This window comes from Agromyces seonyuensis (genome assembly GCF_009789225.1).
Taxonomy (GTDB): domain Bacteria; phylum Actinomycetota; class Actinomycetes; order Actinomycetales; family Microbacteriaceae; genus Agromyces; species Agromyces seonyuensis.
The window spans coordinates 19,193-39,865 of record NZ_WSTA01000017.1 but is presented as its reverse complement, the minus strand read 5'-3'; the positions used below and the strand labels follow the sequence as shown (position 1 = coordinate 39,865).

Annotated in this window: 20 protein-coding genes; 12 read left to right on the top strand and 8 right to left on the bottom strand. The window is 72.3% G+C overall.

The window, feature by feature from the left end; translation table 11 throughout:
- Positions 1 to 106 precede the first annotated feature (106 nt).
- On the top strand, positions 107 to 901 hold the full coding sequence (locus GB864_RS05610; protein ID WP_160423362.1) for a lysoplasmalogenase family protein: 795 nt from the start codon (positions 107 to 109) through the stop codon (positions 899 to 901).
- Here GB864_RS05610 and GB864_RS05605 read toward each other — a convergent pair.
- A complete protein-coding gene (locus GB864_RS05605) occupies positions 807 to 1,112 on the bottom strand; it encodes a protealysin inhibitor emfourin (RefSeq protein ID WP_160423361.1) in 306 nt (101 codons plus the stop codon). The genes GB864_RS05610 and GB864_RS05605 overlap by 95 nt on opposite strands.
- A 50-nt stretch (positions 1,113 to 1,162) precedes the next feature.
- On the bottom strand, positions 1,163 to 2,224 hold the full coding sequence (locus tag GB864_RS05600; protein ID WP_160423360.1) for a M4 family metallopeptidase: 1,062 nt from the start codon (positions 2,222 to 2,224) through the stop codon (positions 1,163 to 1,165).
- A 104-nt stretch (positions 2,225 to 2,328) separates the two neighbouring features.
- Here GB864_RS05600 and GB864_RS05595 point away from each other — a divergent pair, with 104 nt between their 5' ends.
- Complete coding sequence (locus tag GB864_RS05595) at positions 2,329 to 3,189, top strand: CPBP family intramembrane glutamic endopeptidase (RefSeq protein WP_160423381.1); 861 nt, start codon at positions 2,329 to 2,331, stop codon at positions 3,187 to 3,189.
- 367 nt (positions 3,190 to 3,556) lie between these two features.
- Positions 3,557 to 4,087: an AAA family ATPase gene (locus tag GB864_RS05590; RefSeq protein ID WP_160423359.1), complete on the top strand. Its 531-nt coding sequence runs from the start codon at positions 3,557 to 3,559 to the stop codon at positions 4,085 to 4,087.
- Positions 4,088 to 4,449: 362 nt separating this feature from the next.
- On the opposite strand, the gene GB864_RS05585 is transcribed toward GB864_RS05590, so the two are convergent.
- The gene (locus tag GB864_RS05585) at positions 4,450 to 4,848 is read right to left on the bottom strand and encodes a DUF488 domain-containing protein (RefSeq protein ID WP_160423358.1); all 399 of its coding nucleotides are present in this window, start codon (positions 4,846 to 4,848) and stop codon (positions 4,450 to 4,452) included.
- Between the two features lie 224 nt (positions 4,849 to 5,072).
- Here GB864_RS05585 and pflB point away from each other — a divergent pair, with 224 nt between their 5' ends.
- The 3 genes from pflB to rpsO all read left to right on the top strand — a co-directional run bounded on the left by pflB (position 5,073) and on the right by rpsO (position 8,593).
- Positions 5,073 to 7,343, top strand: a complete 2,271-nt coding sequence (gene pflB, locus GB864_RS05580) for a formate C-acetyltransferase (RefSeq protein WP_160423357.1) — start codon at positions 5,073 to 5,075, stop codon at positions 7,341 to 7,343.
- Positions 7,344 to 7,345: 2 nt separating this feature from the next.
- Positions 7,346 to 8,155: a pyruvate formate-lyase-activating protein gene (gene pflA, locus GB864_RS05575; RefSeq protein ID WP_160423356.1), complete on the top strand. Its 810-nt coding sequence runs from the start codon at positions 7,346 to 7,348 to the stop codon at positions 8,153 to 8,155.
- 168 nt (positions 8,156 to 8,323) lie between these two features.
- Positions 8,324 to 8,593, top strand: coding sequence for a 30S ribosomal protein S15 (gene rpsO / locus GB864_RS05570; RefSeq protein ID WP_160423355.1), 270 nt, complete (start codon positions 8,324 to 8,326; stop codon positions 8,591 to 8,593).
- A 113-nt stretch (positions 8,594 to 8,706) separates the two neighbouring features.
- Here the strand turns inward: rpsO and GB864_RS05565 are convergent, their stop codons facing one another.
- Positions 8,707 to 12,315 carry a DUF3376 domain-containing protein gene (locus tag GB864_RS05565; RefSeq protein ID WP_160423354.1) on the bottom strand — a complete coding sequence of 1,203 codons (3,609 nt, stop codon included), beginning with the start codon at positions 12,313 to 12,315 and terminating at the stop codon, positions 8,707 to 8,709.
- Positions 12,316 to 12,439: 124 nt separating this feature from the next.
- On the bottom strand, positions 12,440 to 12,985 hold the full coding sequence (locus tag GB864_RS05560; protein WP_160423353.1) for a CGNR zinc finger domain-containing protein: 546 nt from the start codon (positions 12,983 to 12,985) through the stop codon (positions 12,440 to 12,442).
- 100 nt (positions 12,986 to 13,085) lie between these two features.
- On the opposite strand from GB864_RS05560, the gene GB864_RS05555 reads away from it, so the two are divergent.
- The 3 genes from GB864_RS05555 to GB864_RS05545 are packed head-to-tail and all read left to right on the top strand — an operon-like array spanning position 13,086 to position 15,559.
- Complete coding sequence (locus GB864_RS05555) at positions 13,086 to 14,213, top strand: EamA family transporter (RefSeq protein ID WP_336603889.1); 1,128 nt, start codon at positions 13,086 to 13,088, stop codon at positions 14,211 to 14,213.
- 18 nt (positions 14,214 to 14,231) lie between these two features.
- On the top strand, positions 14,232 to 14,846 hold the full coding sequence (locus GB864_RS05550) for a hypothetical protein (RefSeq protein ID WP_160423351.1): 615 nt from the start codon (positions 14,232 to 14,234) through the stop codon (positions 14,844 to 14,846).
- A 56-nt stretch (positions 14,847 to 14,902) separates the two neighbouring features.
- Entirely contained in the window at positions 14,903 to 15,559 is a 657-nt protein-coding gene (locus GB864_RS05545; protein ID WP_336603888.1) for an HNH endonuclease family protein, read from the top strand.
- Between the two features lie 18 nt (positions 15,560 to 15,577).
- On the opposite strand, the gene GB864_RS05540 is transcribed toward GB864_RS05545, so the two are convergent.
- Positions 15,578 to 15,961, bottom strand: a complete 384-nt coding sequence (locus tag GB864_RS05540; RefSeq protein WP_336603887.1) for an SHOCT domain-containing protein — start codon at positions 15,959 to 15,961, stop codon at positions 15,578 to 15,580.
- Positions 15,962 to 16,082: 121 nt separating this feature from the next.
- The gene (gene trxA / locus GB864_RS05535) at positions 16,083 to 16,478 is read right to left on the bottom strand and encodes a thioredoxin (RefSeq protein WP_160423350.1); all 396 of its coding nucleotides are present in this window, start codon (positions 16,476 to 16,478) and stop codon (positions 16,083 to 16,085) included.
- A gap of 141 nt (positions 16,479 to 16,619) precedes the next feature.
- On the opposite strand from trxA, the gene GB864_RS05530 reads away from it, so the two are divergent.
- Positions 16,620 to 17,552, top strand: coding sequence for an alpha/beta fold hydrolase (locus GB864_RS05530; RefSeq protein ID WP_160423349.1), 933 nt, complete (start codon positions 16,620 to 16,622; stop codon positions 17,550 to 17,552).
- Here GB864_RS05530 and GB864_RS05525 read toward each other — a convergent pair.
- Entirely contained in the window at positions 17,539 to 18,288 is a 750-nt protein-coding gene (locus GB864_RS05525; RefSeq protein WP_160423348.1) for a glycosyltransferase family 2 protein, read from the bottom strand. The two genes, GB864_RS05530 and GB864_RS05525, sit on opposite strands and share 14 nt — an antisense overlap.
- A gap of 83 nt (positions 18,289 to 18,371) precedes the next feature.
- Between GB864_RS05525 and GB864_RS05520 the strand changes: the two genes are divergently transcribed.
- On the top strand, positions 18,372 to 18,857 hold the full coding sequence (locus GB864_RS05520) for a SixA phosphatase family protein (protein WP_160423347.1): 486 nt from the start codon (positions 18,372 to 18,374) through the stop codon (positions 18,855 to 18,857).
- A 139-nt stretch (positions 18,858 to 18,996) separates the two neighbouring features.
- Positions 18,997 to 20,625 carry a M28 family metallopeptidase gene (locus tag GB864_RS05515; protein WP_160423346.1) on the top strand — a complete coding sequence of 543 codons (1,629 nt, stop codon included), beginning with the start codon at positions 18,997 to 18,999 and terminating at the stop codon, positions 20,623 to 20,625.
- Positions 20,626 to 20,673 lie beyond the last annotated feature (48 nt).

Here is a 20,673-nt window from a genome sequence, read left to right as displayed (position 1 = left end):
CACCTCGTGACGTCGGCCCCGGGAGTCCGCTCCCGGGGCCGACGCGCGTCCCGCCGCCGGCGCGGCTAGCATGGCGGGGATCCGCCGACCCGAAGGACACGACGAAGTGACCGACTCCCTGGGCGCTGCCGCCCGTGCCGGGCGCGAGCCCGCGCCGACCGACCTCGACGCGGCCGCCCGCCCCGGCCTCCCGATGCTGCTGGCGTTCCTGCCGTACCTGCTCGTCGCCGGGCTCCATCTCGCCTGCATCGCGGGCGGCTTCGACGAGGCCGCCCGCCTCAGCAAGTACCTGCTCATGCCCGTGCTCGCCGGCTCGGTGCTCGTCGCCGTGCGCCTGCGCCGCCCGGCCCGGCCCGCGGCGGTCGCGCTGCTCGTGGCCGGCATCCTGGCGTCGTGGGCGGGGGACTCGCTGCTCACGTTCGACGGCGGGGTGATGTTCGTGGTCGGGCTCGGAGCGTTCCTGCTCGCCCACGTGGCGTACATCGCGGCCTTCGTCGTGCTGGGCCGCGGCGCCCGCGCGCGCCGTCTGCCGCCGTGGACCCTGCTGTACCCGATCGCGGTCGTCGGCCTGGCGATCTCGCTGTGGACCGGTCTCGGGAGCCTTGTCGGCCCGGTGCTCGTGTATGCCGGAGTTCTCGCGACAATGGCGGCCATGTCGGCCCGGCTCACCCCCGTGCTCGCCGCCGGCGGCGCGCTGTTCCTCGTCTCGGACAGCCTGCTCGCCCTCGACCGCTTCGGCGACGGCTGGTACGCGTTCGCCCTCAACGGCCTCGTCGTGATGCTGACCTACACCGCGGCGCAGGGCCTCATCGCGATCGGGGTCGTGCAGGCGGCCGCGAACGACGCGTCGGCTCGACCGTCTGCTGCACCCGGTCGACGAGGCTCCGCCACGGTCCGGTGAGCTGCCCCTCGCCGAGGGTCGCCTCGTGCGACGCGCAGGAGATGCGGTAGACGTAGCGGTCGGGCGTCGGGGCGGTCGACGTGGCCGTGCGCCACGGCAGCGACCGGAGCAGCCCGTCCCACTCGTCGGCGTCGGGCTGCGCGCCGACGTCGACGCGCCACTCGGTGCGCAGGCCGGCGAGCCCGCCCGATCGCACGACGACGACATCCATGGCACGGATGCTACGCGCCGATGCCGCGAGTCGGCCAGATTCCGGCGCGCTCAACGGGCCGGTTCCGCCGCGGCCACCGGCACGCCGACGGTCTCCCAGCCGGAGCGCACCGCTGCGGCGATCGCCGAGCCGACGCCGTATCGACGGACGGCCGCCGCGATCGTGAGGTCGGCGAACGCGGCGAACTTCGCGTTCTCGGCGAGCTCGCCGGAGACGAGGACGTCGTACCAGACGCGCCCGACGCCCTCCCACGCGAACCCGCCGGCCGCGCGCGCGGCGAGCGCGAACGCGCGGTTCGGGATGCCCGAGTTCAGGTGCACGCCGCCGTTGTCCTCGTCGGTGTCGATGAAGTCGTCGAAGTGGGCGGGCTGGGGGTCGCGGCCGAGCACGTCGTCGTCGTAGGCCGTGCCGGGCTCGAGCATCGAGCGGAGGGCCCTGCCCTCCACGGCATCCGTGAAGACCTCGGCGCCGACGAGCCACGAGGCGGTCTCGGCGGACTGCCCCCGCGCGTACTGCTCGACGAGCGAGCCGAAGACGTCGGCGACGTGCTCGTTGAGGGCGCCGGACTGGTACTCGTAGCGGAGCCGCGCGGTGTGCTCGACGACGCCGTGGGAGAGCTCGTGGCCGATCACCGTGAGCGAGTTCGCGAAGCCCGCGAACACCTCGCCGTCGCCGTCGCCGAAGACCATGCGGGCGCCGTCCCAGAACGCGTTGTCGTAGTCGCGGCCGTAGTGCACGCTCGCCTCGAGCGGCATGCCCCGGCCGTCGATCGAGTCGCGGCCGTAGACCTGGTCGAACAGGCGATGCGTGTCACCGAGACCGTCGTAGGCGTCGTCGACCGCCTCGTCGCCCGTCGCGCGCTCGCCCTCGCGGCGCACGAGGCGGCCCGGGAGTCGCGTGGTGCCGCCGGCGTCGGAGATGCGGCGGTCCGGCTGCGAGGGGGAGTCGGGCAGCGCGTAGGACTGCGACGGGTCGAACGGGCGCACCGGTGCGGGTTCGCTCGGCGCCCCGGCGCGCAGCGAACGACGGGCCGCGGCCGCGGCCGTCGGGTAGTGGTCGCCCGCGGCGGCGACGCGGCGGAGCAGGTACGGGGGCACGATCGCGTAGGGCATGCAGGCATGGTGGCAGCCACCGCCGACGTCCCGGCACCCGCGCGGCGGCGCGCCGCGCATGGCAGGGTGGACCCGTGCCCGCGCCGACGCCCGACACCACGCTCCTGCCACCGCCGCCCTCGCTCCGCGATGCGCCCGCGCGGCTCGGGCCCGCGCTGCTCGTCGTCGGGGCGGCCGTGCTGCTCTTCGGGGTGCAGGTCGTCTGGGCGGGCTGGATCGCGCTCGCGCTCGGCGTCGCCTGGGCACTCCTCGTGGACCGGCGCGCACGGGCATCCGGCACCCGGGTCGGGCTCGCCCGCGATCTCGGGCTCATCGCGATCGGCCAGGCGATCATCTCGACGATCTCGGTCGAGGCCGACATCTCCTGGGGCAACATCGCGCGCATGGGCATCGTGCTCTCGCTCGCCGTGGCGGTGCCGTTCCTGCTGCAGCGCTTCGTCTTCCGCGATCGCGGCCTCGACCGCATCCGCTTCCCCTGGCGGGCGACCTGGCCCTGGACCCGTGTGCAGTGGGCGTACCTCCTGGGCGTGACGTTCGCCGGCTGGCTGATCCTGCCGTTCTACTTCATCACGAGCGGCGTCTACACGAACTGGCCGACGGTGACCGAGCCGTCTGAGATCGCACGGCTGTTCGTCGGCGTCAACGCCGTCGGCACGTGGGACGAGCTGTTCTTCATCTGCACGGTCTTCGCGCTGCTGCGGCGCTGGTTCCCCGACTGGCTCGCGAACCTGCTGCAGGCCGTCGTGTTCGTCTCGTTCCTCTGGGAACTCGGCTACCAGTCGTGGGGCCCGCTGCTGACGATCCCGTTCGCCCTCGTGCAGGGCTGGACGTTCCGCCTCACGAAGTCGCTCACCTACGTGCTGACGGTGCACCTGATCTTCGACCTCGTCGTCTTCCTCGTGATCGTCTACGCGCACACGGGCGTGCCGCCGATCTTCCTGGTGCCGTCCCCGCTGGTCGAGTAGCGCCCCCGTCGGTCGAGTAGCGAAGCGTATCGAGACCCCCGTCGGTCGAGTAGCGAAGCGTATCGAGACCCGTCGGTCGAGTAGCGCAGCGTATCGAGACCCCGTCGGTTGAGTGCCCGGCGGTCGAGAAGCTCACTGGCTGGAGGAAGTCGTCGGCGCACGGGAAGGGTGGTCACGGGGCCCCGATACGGCGCTGGCGCGCCTACTCGACCACCGGAGCCGACTCCTCGATCTCAGCGTGCAAGTGCCAGTATCCGGCTTCCTCGCCGGGCTCGAGCGCTGGGCTCCTCGTATCGTTTGTCGAGGTAGTGGAGAAGCAATACGAACCCGCAGCGTGCGACGCAAGGCCCGCCGATAGCATCGCCGCATGCGCATCGTCGTCTCCGGCACCCATGCGAGCGGCAAGTCGACGCTCGTCGACGCGTTCGCCGACCGGCATCCGGGGTTCGAGGTGCTCGCCGACCCGTTCGAGTTCGTCGACGACGCGGGCGACGAGCCGGATGCCGGGGTGTTCGCCGCGCAGCTCCGCATCGCGAGTGCGCGGCTCATCGCGCTCGCGCCGGCGGAGCGGGCGATCGCCGAGCGCGGGCCGCTCGACTTCCTCGCCTATCTCGCGGCGCTCGACGCGCTCGGGCGGCCGGGGCGCGCGGGCGCGCTGTTCGAGCAGGGTGTCGATCTCGCCGCGCGGGCCATGTCGAACGTCGACCTGCTCGTGCTGCTGCCGTTGGAAGCGGGCATCCGCGTGCCGGAGGACGAGGATCCGGAGCTCCGCGCGGCGATGGACGGCGCGCTGCTCGACCTCGCCGACGACATCGACCTGACCGGCGGCGCGCGGGTCGTCGAGCTGGGCGGGAGCCCGGCGGCGCGGCTCGCCGGGCTCGAGGCCGAGCTCGGGTGAGCCCGGGCGTCCGTGCTCAGTCACCGACGCGGATGCCGAGCCGCTCGGCGAACGCCTCCGTCGGGAGGCCCGCCTGGAGCCCCGGGATCGTCGCGCCGGCGAAGCCGTCGAGGCCGGACCTCGCTGGTCGAGTAGCGAAGCGTATCGAGACCTCGCTGGTCGAGTAGCGAAGCGTATCGAGACCCCGGCGGGGGAAGGCGGGTCGCGGGGTCTCGATACGGCGCTGCGCGCCTACTCGACCGGCGGAAGGGGTCGCGGGGTCTCGATACGGCGCTTCGCGCCTGCTCGACCAGCGGGAGGGCGGGTCGCGGGGTCTCGATACGGCGCTTCGCGCCTACTCGACCAGCGGGGGCGGTGCGCGCCTACTCGACCGGCGGGGGCTCGACCGGCGGCGCCGGCTCCTCGACCTCCGCGCCGTGGTGGCGGAGCCAGTCGAGCAGCACGTGGGCGTGATTGACGAGGCGGTCGCGCGCGCCGAAGAGCAGGGTCACGTGCGCATCGGAGGCGCTGCGCGCGAGCAGATCCGCTGCGGCCGGGTTGTCGTCGAGCTCCGCGCGGTAGCGCGCCGCGAACTCGTCGAAGCGGTCGGGGTCGTGGTGCCATTCGGTGCGGAGCTCGGGGGAGGGCGACACGTCCTTGGCCCACTCGTCGAGCTCGGCGCGCTCTCTGGAGACGCCGCGCGGCCACAGCCGGTCGACGAGGATCCGGGTGCCGTCGGCCGGGTCGGCCGGGTCGTAGATCCGTTTGATCGCGAACACCATGCCCCCTCTCTACCGCAGTTGCGGGGCATCCGACGAGCATCGGCCGATGCTGCGGCCGACTCGCCGATCGTCCGTTCCGCTTGATTGTCGAACAAAACGAGGACTAGGCTGAACGTGCCTAATTGTTCAACAATAATGACGCACCTGAGCGCGACGCGGCCGTCCGTTCGGGCCCGCCGCAGGAGCCGCCGACGGTCACCGACCGTCGGACGAAGGGAGTCGACATGACGATCACCACGCCGAGCCGCAGCCGGGCGAGCGGAACCGAAGGGCTGGACGCCTGGGAGGGATTCGCCGAGGGCGCGTGGCAGCACGGCATCGACGTGCGCGACTTCATCCAGCGCAACTACACGCCCTACGAGGGCGACGCGGCCTTCCTCGCCGGCCCCACCGAGCGCACGCTCGGCATCTGGTCGAAGCTGACCGAGCTGTTCCCCGAAGAGCGCGAGCAGGGCGTCTACGACGTCGACACTCGCACCCCCTCGAGCATCACCGCCCACGCGCCCGGCTACATCGACGAGGGCAACGAGCTCATCGTCGGCCTCCAGACGGATGCGCCGCTCAAGCGCGCCATCATGCCCTTCGGCGGCTGGCGCATGGTCGAGGGCGCCCTCACGACCTACGGCTACGAGGTGCCGGACGACCTCCGCGATATCTTCACGAAGTACCGCAAGACGCACAACGACGGCGTCTTCGACGTGTACCCGCCCGCCGTCCGTCGCGCCCGCAGTTCCCACATCGTCACCGGCCTGCCCGACGCCTACGGCCGAGGCCGCATCATCGGCGACTACCGCCGCGTCGCCCTCTACGGCGTGGATGCGCTCATCGCCGCCAAGCAGGGCGAGCGCGCCGAGCTCGACGCGAAGTTCTCGAGCGAGGACGTCATCCGCGACCGCGAGGAGAACGCCGAGCAGATCAAGGCCCTGCGCGAGCTCATCGCGATGGGGGAGTCGTACGGCGCGGACCTCCGCCGCCCGGCTCGCGACGCCCATGAGGCCGTGCAGTGGCTCTACCTCGCCTACCTCGGCGCGGTGAAGGAGCAGAACGGTGCCGCGATGTCGATCGGCCGCAACGCGACCTTCCTCGACGTCTACCTCGAGCGCGACCTCGCCGCCGGCCGAATCACGGAGGAGTTCGCGCAGGAGCTCATCGACGACCTCGTCATCAAGCTGCGCATCGTGCGCTTCCTCCGCACCCCCGAGTACGACGCGCTCTTCTCGGGCGACCCGACGTGGGTCACCGAGTCGATCGGCGGCATCGGGGAGGACGAGCGACCGCTCGTGACGAAGAACTCCTTCCGCTACCTCCAGACGCTCTACAACCTCGGGCCCGCGCCGGAGCCGAACCTCACCGTGTTCTGGAGCGACCGACTCCCCGACGGGTTCAAGCGGTTCTGCGCGCAGGTCTCGATCGACACGTCGGCCATCCAGTACGAATCGGATGACGACATCCGCGCGCTCTGCGGCGACGATGCGGCCATCGCGTGCTGCGTGTCGCCCATGCAGGTCGGCAAGCAGATGCAGTTCTTCGGCGCGCGCGTGAACATCGCGAAGTCGCTCCTCTACGCCATCAACGGCGGCCGCGACGAGATCACCGGCAAGCAGGTCGCCCCGGCGACCGCGCCGATGTCCGGCGACGTCCTCGACTACGACACCGTCTGGAGCGCCTACCTCGGGCTGCTCGACTGGCTGGCCGGCACCTACGTCGAGGCGCTCAACTGCATCCACGCCATGCACGACAAGTACGCGTACGAGCGCCTCGAGATGGCCCTCCACGACGGCGACGTGCTGCGCACCCTCGCGTGCGGCATCGCAGGCCTGTCGGTGGCGGCCGACTCGCTCTCGGCGATCAAGTACGCGACCGTCCGCCCCGTGCGCGACGAGCACGGCCTCATCGTCGACTACGTCACCGAGGGCGATTTCCCGACCTTCGGCAATGACGACGACCGCGTCGACGAGATCGCCGCGGCGATCGTGCACGAGTTCATGGAGCGGGTGCGGACGTACCCGAGCTACCGCGGCGCGACCCACACGCAATCGGTGCTGACCATCACCTCGAACGTCGTCTACGGCAAGGCCACCGGCAACACCCCCGACGGCCGCCGCGCGGGCGTACCCTTCGCCCCCGGCGCCAACCCCATGAACGGCCGTGACACCCACGGGATGCTCGCGTCGGCGCTCTCGGTCGCGAAACTGCCCTTCGACGAGGCGCAGGACGGCATCTCGCTCACCAACACGGTCGTCCCGCAGGGACTCGGTCGCACGACGGACGAGCAGGTGACGAACCTCGTCGGCCTCCTCGACGCCTTCACCGGGGAGGGCGGCTACCACGTGAACATCAACGTGCTGAACCGCGAGACGCTCCTCGACGCCATGGAGCACCCCGAGGAGTACCCGCAGCTGACCATCCGCGTCTCCGGCTATGCGGTCAACTTCGTTCGCCTCACGCGCGAGCAGCAGCTCGACGTCATCAGCCGCACCTTCCACCAGGCCTGATCATGAGCGTCGTGCGACTGCCCTCGCGGGGGCTGCCCCCCGTCGAACTCGACCGCACCGAGCGCCTGCTCGCGCGGCGGTCGGGCGAGGTCGCGAGCGTCCACTCGTGGGAGCTCGTGACCGCCGTGGACGGTCCCGGCACCCGGCTGACCGTCTTCCTGGCCGGATGCCCGCTGCGCTGCAAGTACTGCCACAATCCCGACACCTGGTACGAGCGGGACGGGCGGCTGACCGAGCTCGAGGAGATCGTGCGGCTCGCCGAGCGATATCGTCGGGTCTTCGACGCCACGGGCGGCGGCGTCACGATCTCCGGCGGCGAGCCGCTGCTGCAGTCGAAGTTCGTGGAGCGCCTGTTCCGCGAACTGCGCGAGCGCGGCATCCGCACGGCTCTCGATACGTCCGGGTATCTCGGTCGACGGGCATCCGACGCCTTGCTCGCCGACACCGACCTCGTGCTGCTCGACGTCAAGTCGGGGCTGCCCGAGACCTACCGGGACGTCACCGAGCGGGAGCTGGCGCCGACCCTCGAGTTCGGGAAGCGGCTCGCCGAGCGCGGCACCCGGGTGTGGGTGCGCTTCGTGCTCGTGCCCGGCCTCACCGACGCGTGGGAGAACGTGGAAGCCGTCGCCGACCTCGTCGCCGGCTGGGACAACGTCGCGCGCGTCGAGGTGCTGCCGTTCCATCAGATGGGCCGCGACAAGTGGGCGAAGCTCGACCGGCCGTACGCGCTCGACGACGTGCGTCCGCCCGAACCCGCGCTGATCGACCGGGTGCGGTCGCAGTTCCTCGCCCGCGGGCTGACCGTCCACTGAGCGCAGGGCGCCGAGCCGGGCGACCGACCTGGCCGCCGCCTGTGGGCGTTCGTCACGAGCTGGAAACACTGGTAGACTCTTCAGGTTGCCGTCACGACGGCCGCGCACGAAGAGAGCCCCGGACAACAGGTCCGGAGCAGCGCGCAACGAGAGAAAGGGGATCCCTCTATGGCACTGGATGCAGACGTCAAGAAGGCGATCATCGAAGAGTACGCGACGCACCCCGGTGACACCGGGTCCCCCGAGGTCCAGGTCGCGATCCTGACCAAGCGGATCAAGGACCTCACCGAGCACCTCAAGGAGCACAAGCACGACCACCACTCGCGTCGTGGCCTGCTCCTCCTGGTCGGTCAGCGCCGCCGTCTGCTCGGCTACCTCGCCGATGTGGACATCAACCGCTACCGTTCGCTCATCGAGCGCCTCGGCCTGCGCCGCTAAGTCCTCCTCGAGAGAACACGGCTCTTCGGGATACCGCGAGCTTCTTGCGAACGCCCCCCGCCGCCTTCGGGCCGCCGGGGGCGTTCGTCGTTTCCGGACGACCGTGCCGGCGCCTACCGGGGCCGGAACTCCGGCGCCCGCGCCGAGTCGTCCGGCCGATAGCGCAGATCGCCCGAGGGCCACGGGAAGAGCTGGGGCAGCCACCACAGCGCCGTGCCCCAGAGCCAGATCGCACCGACGACGAGCCAGCCGCGCCACTCGGGTGCGGCCTCCCACAGCGCGAGCGGCGCGGCCGCGGCGAGCGCGGCGACGAGGCACGTCTCGAGCAGTACGCCGATGCCGATGCGGGCGACCCGCGGCGCGTTCGGTGCACGGCCGGTCAGCCAGCCGAGCGTGAGGGCGAGGGCCGCCGCGAGCCCGAGCAGGCCGCCGGCCGCCGCGGGCAGCCACGGCGCGGACGGGAGTCCGATCGAGCCGAGGACGCCCGCCGCTCCGAGGATCGCGCCCGCGAGGGCGTACCCCCAACGGCGCCAGCGGCCGCGCGCGTGACGGACCCGCGGGCGGTTCGCCCGCAGGCCGGGCAGCGCCGCGAGCACGACCACGAGGATCGCGAGCAGCCAGGGCAGGGCGGGCGGCAGACGGTCGAGCAACGGCAGGATGCTCCATGCGTGCAGCGCGTCGAGTGCGACCAGGAGCGCGGTCGCGGCGGCCGGTGCGGCGATCCAGCCCGCGCCGGTCGAGACGGGGCCGACGAGGTACTGCCGCTCCGGATCCAGCGTCTTGAGGACGGCCTCCCGTTGCGAGCGGGTGCGGCCGACGGCGGCTGCGGCGATGCCGAGCGCGAGGGCGCAGAGCAGGAGCTGCGCGGTCGCGGCGACGAGGTCGAGCCCCGCGCCCGCGGGCGGTGCGAGCACGACGATCGGGGCGACGGCGAGCGCCGCGACGACGGCGAGCCGCGGCGGATCTGCGACGGCCGGCACGACCGCGAGGGCCGGACGCAGCACCCAGACGACGGCGCGGGCGAACGCGCCGCGCTCGAGCGCGAGCGGCAGCAGGCGCACGAGCCGGGAGAGCACGGCGACCCGGTAGCCCGCATCGAGTGCGGGCAGCCCCGCGCGCTCCTCGTCGCCGAGGTCGGGCTGTCGGACGGCCGGCGTCGCGGCACTGCCGTCTGCGGGGCCGGCCGCAGGGACCGATCCGGCGCGCTGCCGGACGAGCGAAGTCTGCACGGCGACGCGCTGCGCGAAGCGGGACCCCTCGTCCGCGGCGGCGGACGCCGATCCGTCTCCGGCGCCGAGGCCGTCGAGGATGCGGACGATGCCGGCGGCGGCGTCCAGTCGGCCCCACCACCAGTCGTCGCTGCGCCAGTCACGGCTGAGGAACCCGGCGAAGTTCGCGAGCGACGCGCCGCCGAGCTTCGTTGTCGGCAGCAGCCGCTCGGTCTCGACGACACGCGCGACGTAGGGCACGACGCGTTGCGGCCCCGGACTGGCGAGGTCGAGCAGGTCGGCGTGGGGCAGCCCGAGCAGCGCCCGGAAGCCCCGACGCGCCTGGCGTTCTCGGAGGGCTGCCGCATCGACGCCGGGAACGGCCCGGGCGAGAGCGATGTCCGTCTCCTCGGCGGTGATCTCGTCGTAGCGCAACGAGGCCAGGTTCAGCGGGATGCCGCGGACGGCGATCGTCGGCGCGAGGTCCGGGGCGGCGGACTCGAGGCGGCGCAGCGCCGCCCAGGGCGTGGCCTCCCAGGACTCGGCGCCCGACTCGGCGACGGCGTCCGAGAGTTCGCGCAGTCCGGCGACGAGCCGGTCGTAGGCCGGGTCCCACTCGACGCCGACGTTCCGCCGGAGCCACTCGGCGGCGAGCGCGGCCGGGTCCGGCGCGGTGCAGCCGGCGACGGCGTCGAAGAGCGCGCCGTCGCGCTCGGCGAGCGCGAGCGACATCCGTCGGCCCAGTTCGTCGCGGAGCGAGGCGCGGAGCCCGGCGGCGACGCGATCGTCGAGACCGGGGATGCCGCCCGGCGATCGTTCCGCGGCCCCTTCGATCGCCCGGATCCAGGCGAGCAGGGTGCGGCACGCGTCGACACGGGCCTGCGGGCCGAGGCGGATCGCCGCGCGCTGCCAGGGCTCGGCGGTCGCGTAGGACGTGTGGAAGACGCGCTCCAGTGCGAGCAGCCCCGACCGGTCCCACGGGGCGATGCGCCGCCGGCCCCGGATGCGGGCGGTGAGCTGCCACCGGGACGGCTCGGCGAGCAGTTCGGCGAACTGCTGCGCGTCGGCGGTCGCCCGGGTGCGCAGGTACGCGGCGCCGAGGTCGTCGGGGTCGGGCCGGCCGCGGGCGAGGAGGACGCCGAGCGGGGCCTCGCGCATCCGCTCCGTGGCGAGCCGACGGCGTAGGCGATCGACCTCGTCGACCTCCTCGTCCTTGGACTCCCGCCCGAACATGCGCCCGAGGCTCGTCAGCACGGTGCCGAACAGCGCGGACTTCGGGTCGGCCGAGGTCGGCGGGGCGCCGTTGCCGGGTCGGATCGGCGGCAGGCCGTCGTAGCGGGCCGGCGGGCGCAGCCCGGCGAGGTCCGGTTTCGGGCTCGGGTCCAGGTAGACGAGCATCCGGGTGACGGCGCCGTCGGCGACGCGATCGAGCACCGTGCGCATCGCCCGGTCGATCGGCACGTTGTCGGTCGCGCCGCCGTCGACGACGCGGAACGGGTCGAGCCGCGGATGCTGGTAGCTGGGGCGGAGCTCGCGGTGGGCGTGGAACGCTCTGCTGAAATCGAGCGGGTGCGCCGGTCCGGGGATACCGGACAGGCGCGCATCCGCGGGGACGCGCAGCGGCGCGGTCGAGTAGATCTTGGCGGGCTCGAACGCCCCGGGGAACGAGGAGGTGCTGCGGGCGGCGTAGGCGAGTCGGTCGAGGTCGTCGTCGACGCCGTCCGGATCCTCGGTGGAGGCGCTGGGCAGCGGGATGCGGCGGCGCTCCCGTTCGGCGTCGCCGGTCTGCGAGCCGCCGACGAAGTGGAAGTGGGCGCGGCCCTCGCGCGTGCCGCGTTCGGACTCGCCGGCGGTCTCGAGCATGGTCGCCGACAGGTCGATCGTGAGCCGGGTCGGACGCACCGAGTCGGGCACCGACTGCTCGGCCCGGATGGACTCGAGCGCGTCGCGGGCGGCCTTCCAGAAGAAGCCGTCGCCGTCGAGGACCGAGTCGATGCGGGTCGTGCCGGAGGGGCGGAGCAGATCCCAGACCGCGCCGGCGCGCTCCCAGAGGTCGAAGACGCCGTCCATCGTGGAGCCGCCGAGCTGGGCGACGCCGAAGAGGACGGCGTTGAGGCCCCCGGCGCTCGCGCCCGCGAGCACGTCGATCTCGACGCGGTCGTAGCCGTGCCGGTCGAGCAGCTCCGCGTAGCGGCGTGCGCGCTCGAGCTCCTCGGGGTCGTCGCCGCCGTAGTACGCCGCACGAGGACGCCCGCGTCCGCCGTCGGGTTCGGGAGAGCCCTCGATGATGCGGATGCGGCGGAGCACGTCGAGCTCGGCGACCGCGCCGCCGATCCAGACCGCGAGGCTCACGCCGCCCTTCATCGCGAGGGCGATGCGGAGGCGCCGACGGTGGTAGCCGTCGCCGGTCTCGTCGAACACCGACGTCGCGTCGATCGCGCTCGCCGCGAAGTGCGACCCGGGGCGGAGGGTGCGCCAGGCGAGTTGCGATGCTCCAGCCGGCCGACCGTCCATGAACCGCCCCCATCCGCGCCGACCCGAGGTACTCTCCCGCGGATTCTAGCGAGGGATGCGGGGTCGGGCGCGAGAGCGTCGGGGCGGTTCGAACGAAGTCGCGACCGGGTCGGCGGCCGTCGCCTCAGTCCTGACGCGCACGGTAGGCGCGCACGGCCATCCGGTTGCCGCATTTCGTCGAGCAGAATCGCCGCGACGCGTTCTTCGAGAGGTCGACGTAGAGGCTGCCGCAGTCCTCGGCCTCGCAGTCGCGGAGACGGTCGGTCTGATCCGCCCGGATGACGTCGACGAGGGCGAGCGACGCTTCGACGAGGATGCGCTCGGCGAGCGGCGCCTCCCGGCTGGTGGCGTGCAGGTGCCAGTCGAGGCGGTCGTGGCGGGCCAGCTGGGGCACGGCGTTCGACGAGGCGAGGATCAGATTGACGGCGTCGACGAGTTCGTCGCGATCGAGCATCCAGAGTTCGCGGAGCCGGGTGCGTGCCGCGGCCACCTCGGCGAGCTCGGCGGCGTCGCCGTCGCGTCGGCCGGCGTAGTCGTAGTCGTCGAGGAGGGCCGTCAGCCGGGCCGGGGAGCCCAGTTCGTCGGCGCCCGATTCGGATGCTTCGGGGGCCGTGTCGGAGAGGGCGACGACGAACGCGAGCCCGACGATCGTGTCATGGGTGAAAAGCATTTGACTCCTGACGGCCCGGGGATTTACCGTCATGAGCATAACCACCTTCGCCCATGACGGGCGCCGCCGCCCCGGTCGGGCGAGTTCGAAAGGGCACCCCGTGTCGAAGGGCGTTCTCGGCATCATCCTCGGCCTCGCCGCCGGCCTCGCGTTCGGCGTCGGCGGCGTCTTCGTCAAGCCGCTCCTGGAGGCCGGTTGGTCGCCCGGTGCGGCAGTTCTCGCGCGCATCACCGTCGCCGCGCTCATCCTCGCCGTGCCCGCGCTCATCGCCCTGAAGTGGGATCTGCGGCCGCTGTGGAAAGCGCGCTGGATCGTGCTGCTCTACGGCCTCGTCGCCGTCGCCGCGGTGCAGTTCTTCTTCTACGCCTCGCTCTCCCGCATCCCCGTCTCGATGACGCTGCTCATCGAGTACCTCGCGCCCATCGCCCTCGTCGGCCTCGTCTGGGTCCGTACGCGCCGTAGCCCGCAGGGCATCGTCATCCTCGGTTCGCTCCTCGCCCTCGGCGGCCTCGTGCTCGTGATCGGCCCCGGCGGCGGGACGCTCGATCCGCTCGGCCTGCTCTTCGCCGGCATCGCCATGATCGGCGTCTGCGTCTACTACACCGTCGGCGAGAAGGCCGGCGACCTCCCGCCCATCGCCCTCATCGCCGCCGGCTTCGTCGTCGGCGCGATCGCCCTCGGGCTCGTGGGCGCGACCGGACTGCTGCCGATGGAGGCGAACTTCGGCGAGGTCGCCTTCCTCGGCGGCGCGGCTCCGTGGTGGGTGCCGCTCGTCGTGGTCGGCGCGCTCTCGACGGCGTTCGCCTACTTCGCGGGCGTCACCGCCATCGGTCTGCTCGGCACCCGAGTCGCCGCCTTCCTCGGCCTCTCCGAGGTCGTCTTCGCCGCGGTCGCGGGCTGGCTCCTGCTCGGCGAGGCGCTCGGCGCGCTGCAACTGCTCGGCGGCGCGCTCATCCTCGCGGGCATCGTGTGCGTCCGGCTCGAGCGCTCGCGCGTGCCCGAGCAGGTGGATGACTCGCCCGCGCCCGCCGTCGAGCTCGGCGCCCAGCCGGTGCCGATCACCGCGGCCATCCCGATCGTGACCGCGACCTCCGTCGTCCCGAGCCCGGGCGTCGACGCGTCCGCCGCCCCGACCGAGGGGCGCACCCCGCCGACCGCCGAGATCCCGATCGTGCCGAACGCGGCCGCCGCCCTGCCGACTGCCGCCGTCAGGATCGCCGGAGCCTAGACGGATACCCTGGAGCGTATGAGCGCCCCCCGACGCGTCCCCCTGCTTCGCTGGGAGCCACTCCCGTTCCTCGTGCTCCTCGTGCTCGCCCTCGGCACCGGGGTCGTCCGGCCCGACGGGCCCGCGCCCCTCTTCTGGGCGTACAACGCGCTGCTCGTCGCGGTCGTGATCTGGGTCCTCGTCGTCGTCCTCCGGCCCGATCCCGCGCGCAATCCCGACCGGTGGGGCTCGTTCGAGAGCCTCGAGCACGCCGAGCTCGTCGACGCGCCCGCGGCGGTCGACCGGGAGCTGCAGACGCTCGTGCCGGTCGACGTGCAGCGTCGGCAGTCGAAGATCGACCTCGCCCGCATCGCGGCCGGTCCGTCGCAGCACGCCGTGCTCGTGCCGCGCTCCCGGCGCTGGCTCAGCCCCCGCTACCGCGTCGGCGTCGTCCTCGAGGGCGGCGGCAAGCCGCGCCAGGGCGGGTACCTGCAGCCCGCCGCCGACGAGCGCCGTCGCGAGCAGCTCGACGCGCTCGCGCAGCAGGGGCGCTACGTCCGCGTCCCGGTGCGCATCACGGGCGACCAGCAGCCCTACGGGCTCGACCTCGACCTCTCGGGGCTCGACGACCTGGACGCGCTCGACCCCGCCTGAGCGCGCCTGAGCGCGTCGGTTCGCGCCGAGCCGCGCGCGGCCGATAGCCTCGCCCGGTGCGAACCCGACGCCGAACCGCGCGCACGAGCGCGCGCTCCGCCCTGACCACCATCGCGCTGGCGATCCTCGTGCTCCTCGCCTGGTACCTGCTCGCCGAACCCGACGGTTCGAGCGGCGCCGATCCGGGCGACGGCCCCGTGGTGGATGCCGGCGGCGACGGCCGCGACTACGAACGGGATCTGTTCGGCCACGGATGGCTCGATCCCGACGGCAACGGCTGCGACGCCCGCAACGACGTGCTCGCCCGCGATCTCGCGTCGATCACTCTCGACGGGGACGGGTGCACCGTGCTCACGGGGATTCTCGACGACCCGTACACCGGCTCGCAGATCGCCTTCGCGCGCGGCGTCGACACCTCGGCCGCCGTACAGATCGACCACGTCGTGCCGCTGTCCTACGCGTGGCGGCACGGCGCCGACGAGTGGGACGAAGGCCTTCGCGAGCGCTTCGCGAACGATCCCGAGAACCTGCTCGCGGTCGACGGCCCGGCGAACAACGCCAAGTCCGACTCGGGACCGGGGGAGTGGTTGCCCGGCGACGCCTACGTCTGCGCGTACGCGGACCGGTTCGAGGCCGTGCTCGTCGAGTACGGCCTCACGATCGCGCCCGAGGACGAGCGCGCGCTGAGCTCGCTCGCCCCGGGCTGCCGCTGACAGCGGCCGGCCGGCGGGTCAGTAGCGCCCGGTGAGGGCCTTGCTCTTGATCGCCTCGAACTCGCCCTGGGTGATGACGCCGCTGCTCAGCAGCTCTTGGGCCTTGGCGATCTCCTCGGTCGGATTCGCCGCGGGCCGCGGTCGGTAGTCGTCGTCCTCGTACACCGCGCTGCGACGGCTCTGCGAGCGCTCGGCCATGCCCTGGCCTCGGGCGATGAGGTACACCAGGCCCGCGATGACGGGCACGACGATGAGGAAGAGCAGCCACCCCGCCTTGCCCCAGCCGCCGAGGCTGTGATCGCGGAACACGTCGATGATGATCCAGATGATCGCGAACAGATACGCGATCTCGATGAAGATCCAGATCATCAGCCAGAACCAGTCCCACAGCGACTCGAACACGATTTCCCCCTCGATCGGGGGTCCGTCGTTCGCGGCCCCCACGCCACACCGTAGTGCCGGGGATCGGCGGGGCGATAGCGCCGCGCGGTGGGTTCCGACTGCGTCGAACGGGCGCTTCGGATCAGGAGGCGTCGACCGGCGTGGCCGCTTCCTCGGCCGCCTCGGCGGCGGAGAGCTGCGCGCGGACCTGGTCCATGTCGAGCGCCTTGACCTGCGTGATCAGGTCGTCGAGGACGGGCTTGGGCAGGGCCCCGGCCTGCGCGAAGACGCCGATGCCGTCGCGGAACGCCATGATCGTCGGGATCGAGGTGATGTTCATCGCGGCGGCGAGCTGCTGCTGCGCCTCGGTGTCGACCTTGGCGAACACCACGTCCGGGTGCTCCTCGCTCGCGGCCTCGTAGTGGGGTGCGAACATGAGGCACGGTCCGCACCAGGCGGCCCAGAAGTCGACGAAGACGGTTCCGCCCTCGAGGATCGTCTGCTCGAAGTCGTCCAGGGTCAATGCGACGGTGGCCATTGCCCCAGCGTACGGCCGTTCTCCGTGAGCTCGGCCAGGTTCGGCGATGCGGACGCTGAAAGCGAACAGTCCGGCCACCCTCGAGCGGGCATCCGGGCGAGTGCGGAAGACGTCGGCGCGCACGCTCGCTATCGTGTCCCCGTGACGGCGCACGAATCGCTCCGAGGTGCGAACGGGCCGGCAGAACTGGATGCCGGGATCCCCGATCTGGATTGGCGCGCGCTCCCCGCGGGGACGCGGCGCTCGTTCTTCGAGGCGCCGAGCGGTCCGCTCGCGCGCATCGAGCACGGGCCGGAGAACGGGCAACGGGTGCTGCTCGTGCCCGGCGCCACCGGCTCGAAGGAGGACTTCCTCCTGATGCTGCCGCTGCTGGCGGCTGCCGGCTACCGCGTGGAATCCTTCGATCTCGCCGGCCAGTACGAGTCGGCCGAAGCCGGTCCCGAACGCCTCGGCAGGGAGTCCTACGACGAACGGCTGTTCCTCGACGACCTCCTCGCAGTGCTCGACGACGGCGACGTGCCGGGAACGGAGCGCCGGCCGGTGCACGTGCTCGGGCTCTCCTTCGCCGGCACGCTCGCCCAGCTCGCGCTCCTCCGCCGGCCGCGACGCTTCGCGAGCCTCACGCTGCTGAGCTCGCCGCCGCTGCCGGGGCAGGCCTTCCGCGGCGTGAAGACGATCGGACCGCTCAGCCGCTTCACGACCCCGCACCAGGGGGCCGCGCTGATGCTCTGGGGCGTGCGCAACAACCTCAACAAGGTGCCGCCGGGGCGGCTGCGGTTCGTGCGCGAGCGGTTCGACCTCACGAGGCGGGCGAGCGTCGACGACATCATCGGGCTGATGATGCGGACGCCGGATCTCCGCGATGCGGTGCGGGCGGCGCGCATCCCCAAGCTCGTCGCGGTCGGCGAGCACGATCTCTGGCCGATCTCCGACCACGAGGCGTACGCGAGATCGATCGGCGCGGACCTCGCGGTCTACCCGACGGGGCACTCGCCGTGCGAGACGACCCCGCACCAGCTCGTGCGGGACCTGCTGGCGCTCTACGCCTCGGACGCGGACGTCACCGCCCGCTAGCGCGCCACGGCGCGGCCCCGCGGCGCTCGCGGGCGCGGCGGTGCAGCGGCCAGGCGCGCTGGAGGACGGCGAGGGTGTGGAAGGCCATGCGCACCCGCCGGAGGAAGCCCGGCCAGGTGTCGAACGGCCGCGCCGAGATGCCGACGACGAGATCGCGATCGCGGACGACGTCCATGCCCGGGCGCAGCATCCACGCCAGGTCGAGGTCGTCGTGCAGGTCGGCGCGGTCGCGGTGCACGACGTCGCGGAGCTCGAGCCAGGCGTCGCGGCGCAGCCCGAAGTTCGAGCCGAAGACCGGCGGATGTCCGAGGAGGAGGCCGCAGAACCAGAAATAGCCCCCGAGGTAGACGTTCGTGCCGAGCCATCGCACGATCGGCCCGTTGCCGTAGAAGACGCCCGAGTCCGTGACGACGGTCGGCGAGTCCTCGGCGTCCATGCGCCGTTCGAGTTCGGCGAGCCAGCCCTGCGCGGGCAGCGAGTCCGCGTCCAGTCGGGCGAGGTAGTCGCTCGTGGCGGCGTCGAAGCCGGCGCTGGAGGCCGGCCAGATGCCGCGCCGCGGCTCGTCGACGACGCGGGCGCCGCCGGCGCGGGCGACCTCGGCGGTCGTGTCCGTCGAGCCGTTGTCGACGACGATGATCTCGTCCGGGGCGCGCGTCTGCAGGGCGATGGCGCGCAGGCAGCGCTCGAGGAACTCGGCATCGTTCAGGCTGGGAATGACGATCGCGATCGTGCTCATCGCGTGCGAGTCTATGGGCGACGCACGTCCCGGACGGTGCGGAGGCCTCGCGCTCGTGCGGACCCGGCTGGCAGCATGGCCGCATGAAGACGCTCTTCCTCGTGCGGCACGCCAAGAGCGACTGGGGCGACCCGGGGCTCGCGGACCATGATCGACCCCTCGACGCGCGCGGCCAACGGGACGCTCCGGCGATGGGGCTCCGACTCGCCGAGCGTCACGTCCGACCCGACGTCATCCTGACGAGCACGGCGCTGCGGGCGCGCACGACCGCCGCGGCGATCGCCGGCGCGCTCGGGCTCGACGGGCTCGTGGTGGAGAAGCGCTCGCTCTACGGGGCGTCGTCGCGGGGCATCCTCTCGGTCGCCGCGGGACTGCCGTCGGAGGCGGAATCGGCGATGCTCGTCGGCCACAACCCCGGCATGAGCGAGGCGGTGTCGGAGCTCTGCGGCGAATGGCTCGAACTGCCGACCTGCGCCGTCGCGGAACTCGTGCTCGACGTCGGCGATTGGGCGGAGGTCGTCGAGGGCACGGGGGAACTCGCCCGACTCTCGGTTCCGGGCGATCGATGAGAGTCCCTTCATGAACGGCCGGAATTCAGCCCGTTCATAGCCGGAAGGCATCCGAAGGTCAACCCTGGTACTGAGGATGGCTCAGGGCTAGCGTCGCCTCCCGAGCGCGTCGTCGGAGACTCGCTCGGAACGGAGAGAGATGTCCAGATCTGCACCCCTTCCCCGTCGGGCCAAGCTGCTGGCGACCGCATCCGTCGCGGTCCTCGCACTGGCCTCGGTGCCCACGGGCGCCGCGATCGCCGCACCCTCCTCGAAAGCGTGCGACGTCCGCTCCACCGATTCCGTCTCGAAGCTGCTCTCGTGCGTGAGCGCGAACGGCGTGATCGGCCATCTCCAGGAGTTCCAGAAGATCGCCGATGCCAACGGCGGCAACCGCGCCGCCGGGCTGCCCGGCTACGACGCGAGCGCAGCCTACGTCCAGAAGGTCATGAAGGCGGCCGGGTGGAAGGTGTCGACGCACACCTTCGACTACACCTACAACGGGCCGTCGACGCTCACTCAGCTCGCCCCGGCTCCGGCGACGCACGAGAGCGAGTCGATGACCGGCACCGGCTACGGCACCGTGGAGGGGATCGTCATCCCCGTCGACGTCGTGCTGGGCCAGCCGAACTCCACGGCGGTCACGAGCGGCTGCGAGCCCGAGGACTTCGCGGGGCTCGGCTTCGACGCGCCGGGATCCCAGATCGCCCTCATCCAGCGCGGCACGTGCGAGTTCGGCGTCAAGGCGCAGAACGCGCAGGCCGCGGGCGCGGAGGCGGTCATCGAGTTCAACCAGGGCAACACGCCCGAGCGCTCGGGCGTCCTGCTCGGCACGCTCTTCGGCGTCAACACGGAACCGCTCGAGATCCCCGTCGTCGGCGCGAGCTATGCGGCGGGCGAGGCCCTCGCCGCCGCCGGCTCGACCGCGACCGTCGTGACGCCGGAGCCGGAGCAGCGGCCGCAGACCAATGTCATCGCGGAACTGCCGGGCAGGAACCCGAACAACGTCGTGATGGCCGGTGCGCACCTGGACTCCGTCTCGGCGGGGCCGGGTATCAACGACAACGGCAGCGGCAGCGCCGCGCTGCTCGAGATCGCCCAGAAGATCGGCAAGCTCAAGCCGCAGAACACCGTCCGCTTCGCGTGGTGGGGCGCAGAGGAGGACGGCCTCCTCGGATCCCAGGCGTGGGTCGACAGCCGGACCCAGGCCGAGCTCGACAAGATCGCGCTCTACCTGAACTTCGACATGGTCGCCTCGCCGAACTACATCCAGATGGTGTACGACGCGGACCAGTCGAGCTGGCCGGCCCCGGTGGACGTGCCGGCGGGCTCGACGGCGATCGAGGACCTCTTCGAGCGGTACTACACCGCGCTGAAGGTGCCCTACGACGACGCCGAGTTCAGCGGCCGCAGCGACTACGAGGCGTTCATCCTGGCGGGCATCCCGTCGGGCGGGCTCTTCACCGGCGCCGAGGTCGTCAAGACCGAGGAGCAGGCGGCCATCTGGGGCGGCGTCGCGGGCGAGTCCTACGACCAGTGCTACCACCAGGCCTGCGACACGATCGAGAACATCGACAAGAAGGCGCTCTACACCAACCTCGGGGCGGTCGGGACGGCGGTGCTCGAGTTCGCCGGCTCGACCGAGGCGGTCAACGGCGTGCGCGGCGACCGCATCACGGTCGGCGACTTCCTGCCGAAGACTCCGGCCGGACCGGAGCTCACCGTGAACAACCCGGGCGGCGGCGGTCTCGGCCACGACCACTCGCACGGACCGGGCGACGCATCCTGATCGCCGGATGATCCCGGGAACGGGGCCCGTCGCGTGAGCGGCGGGCCC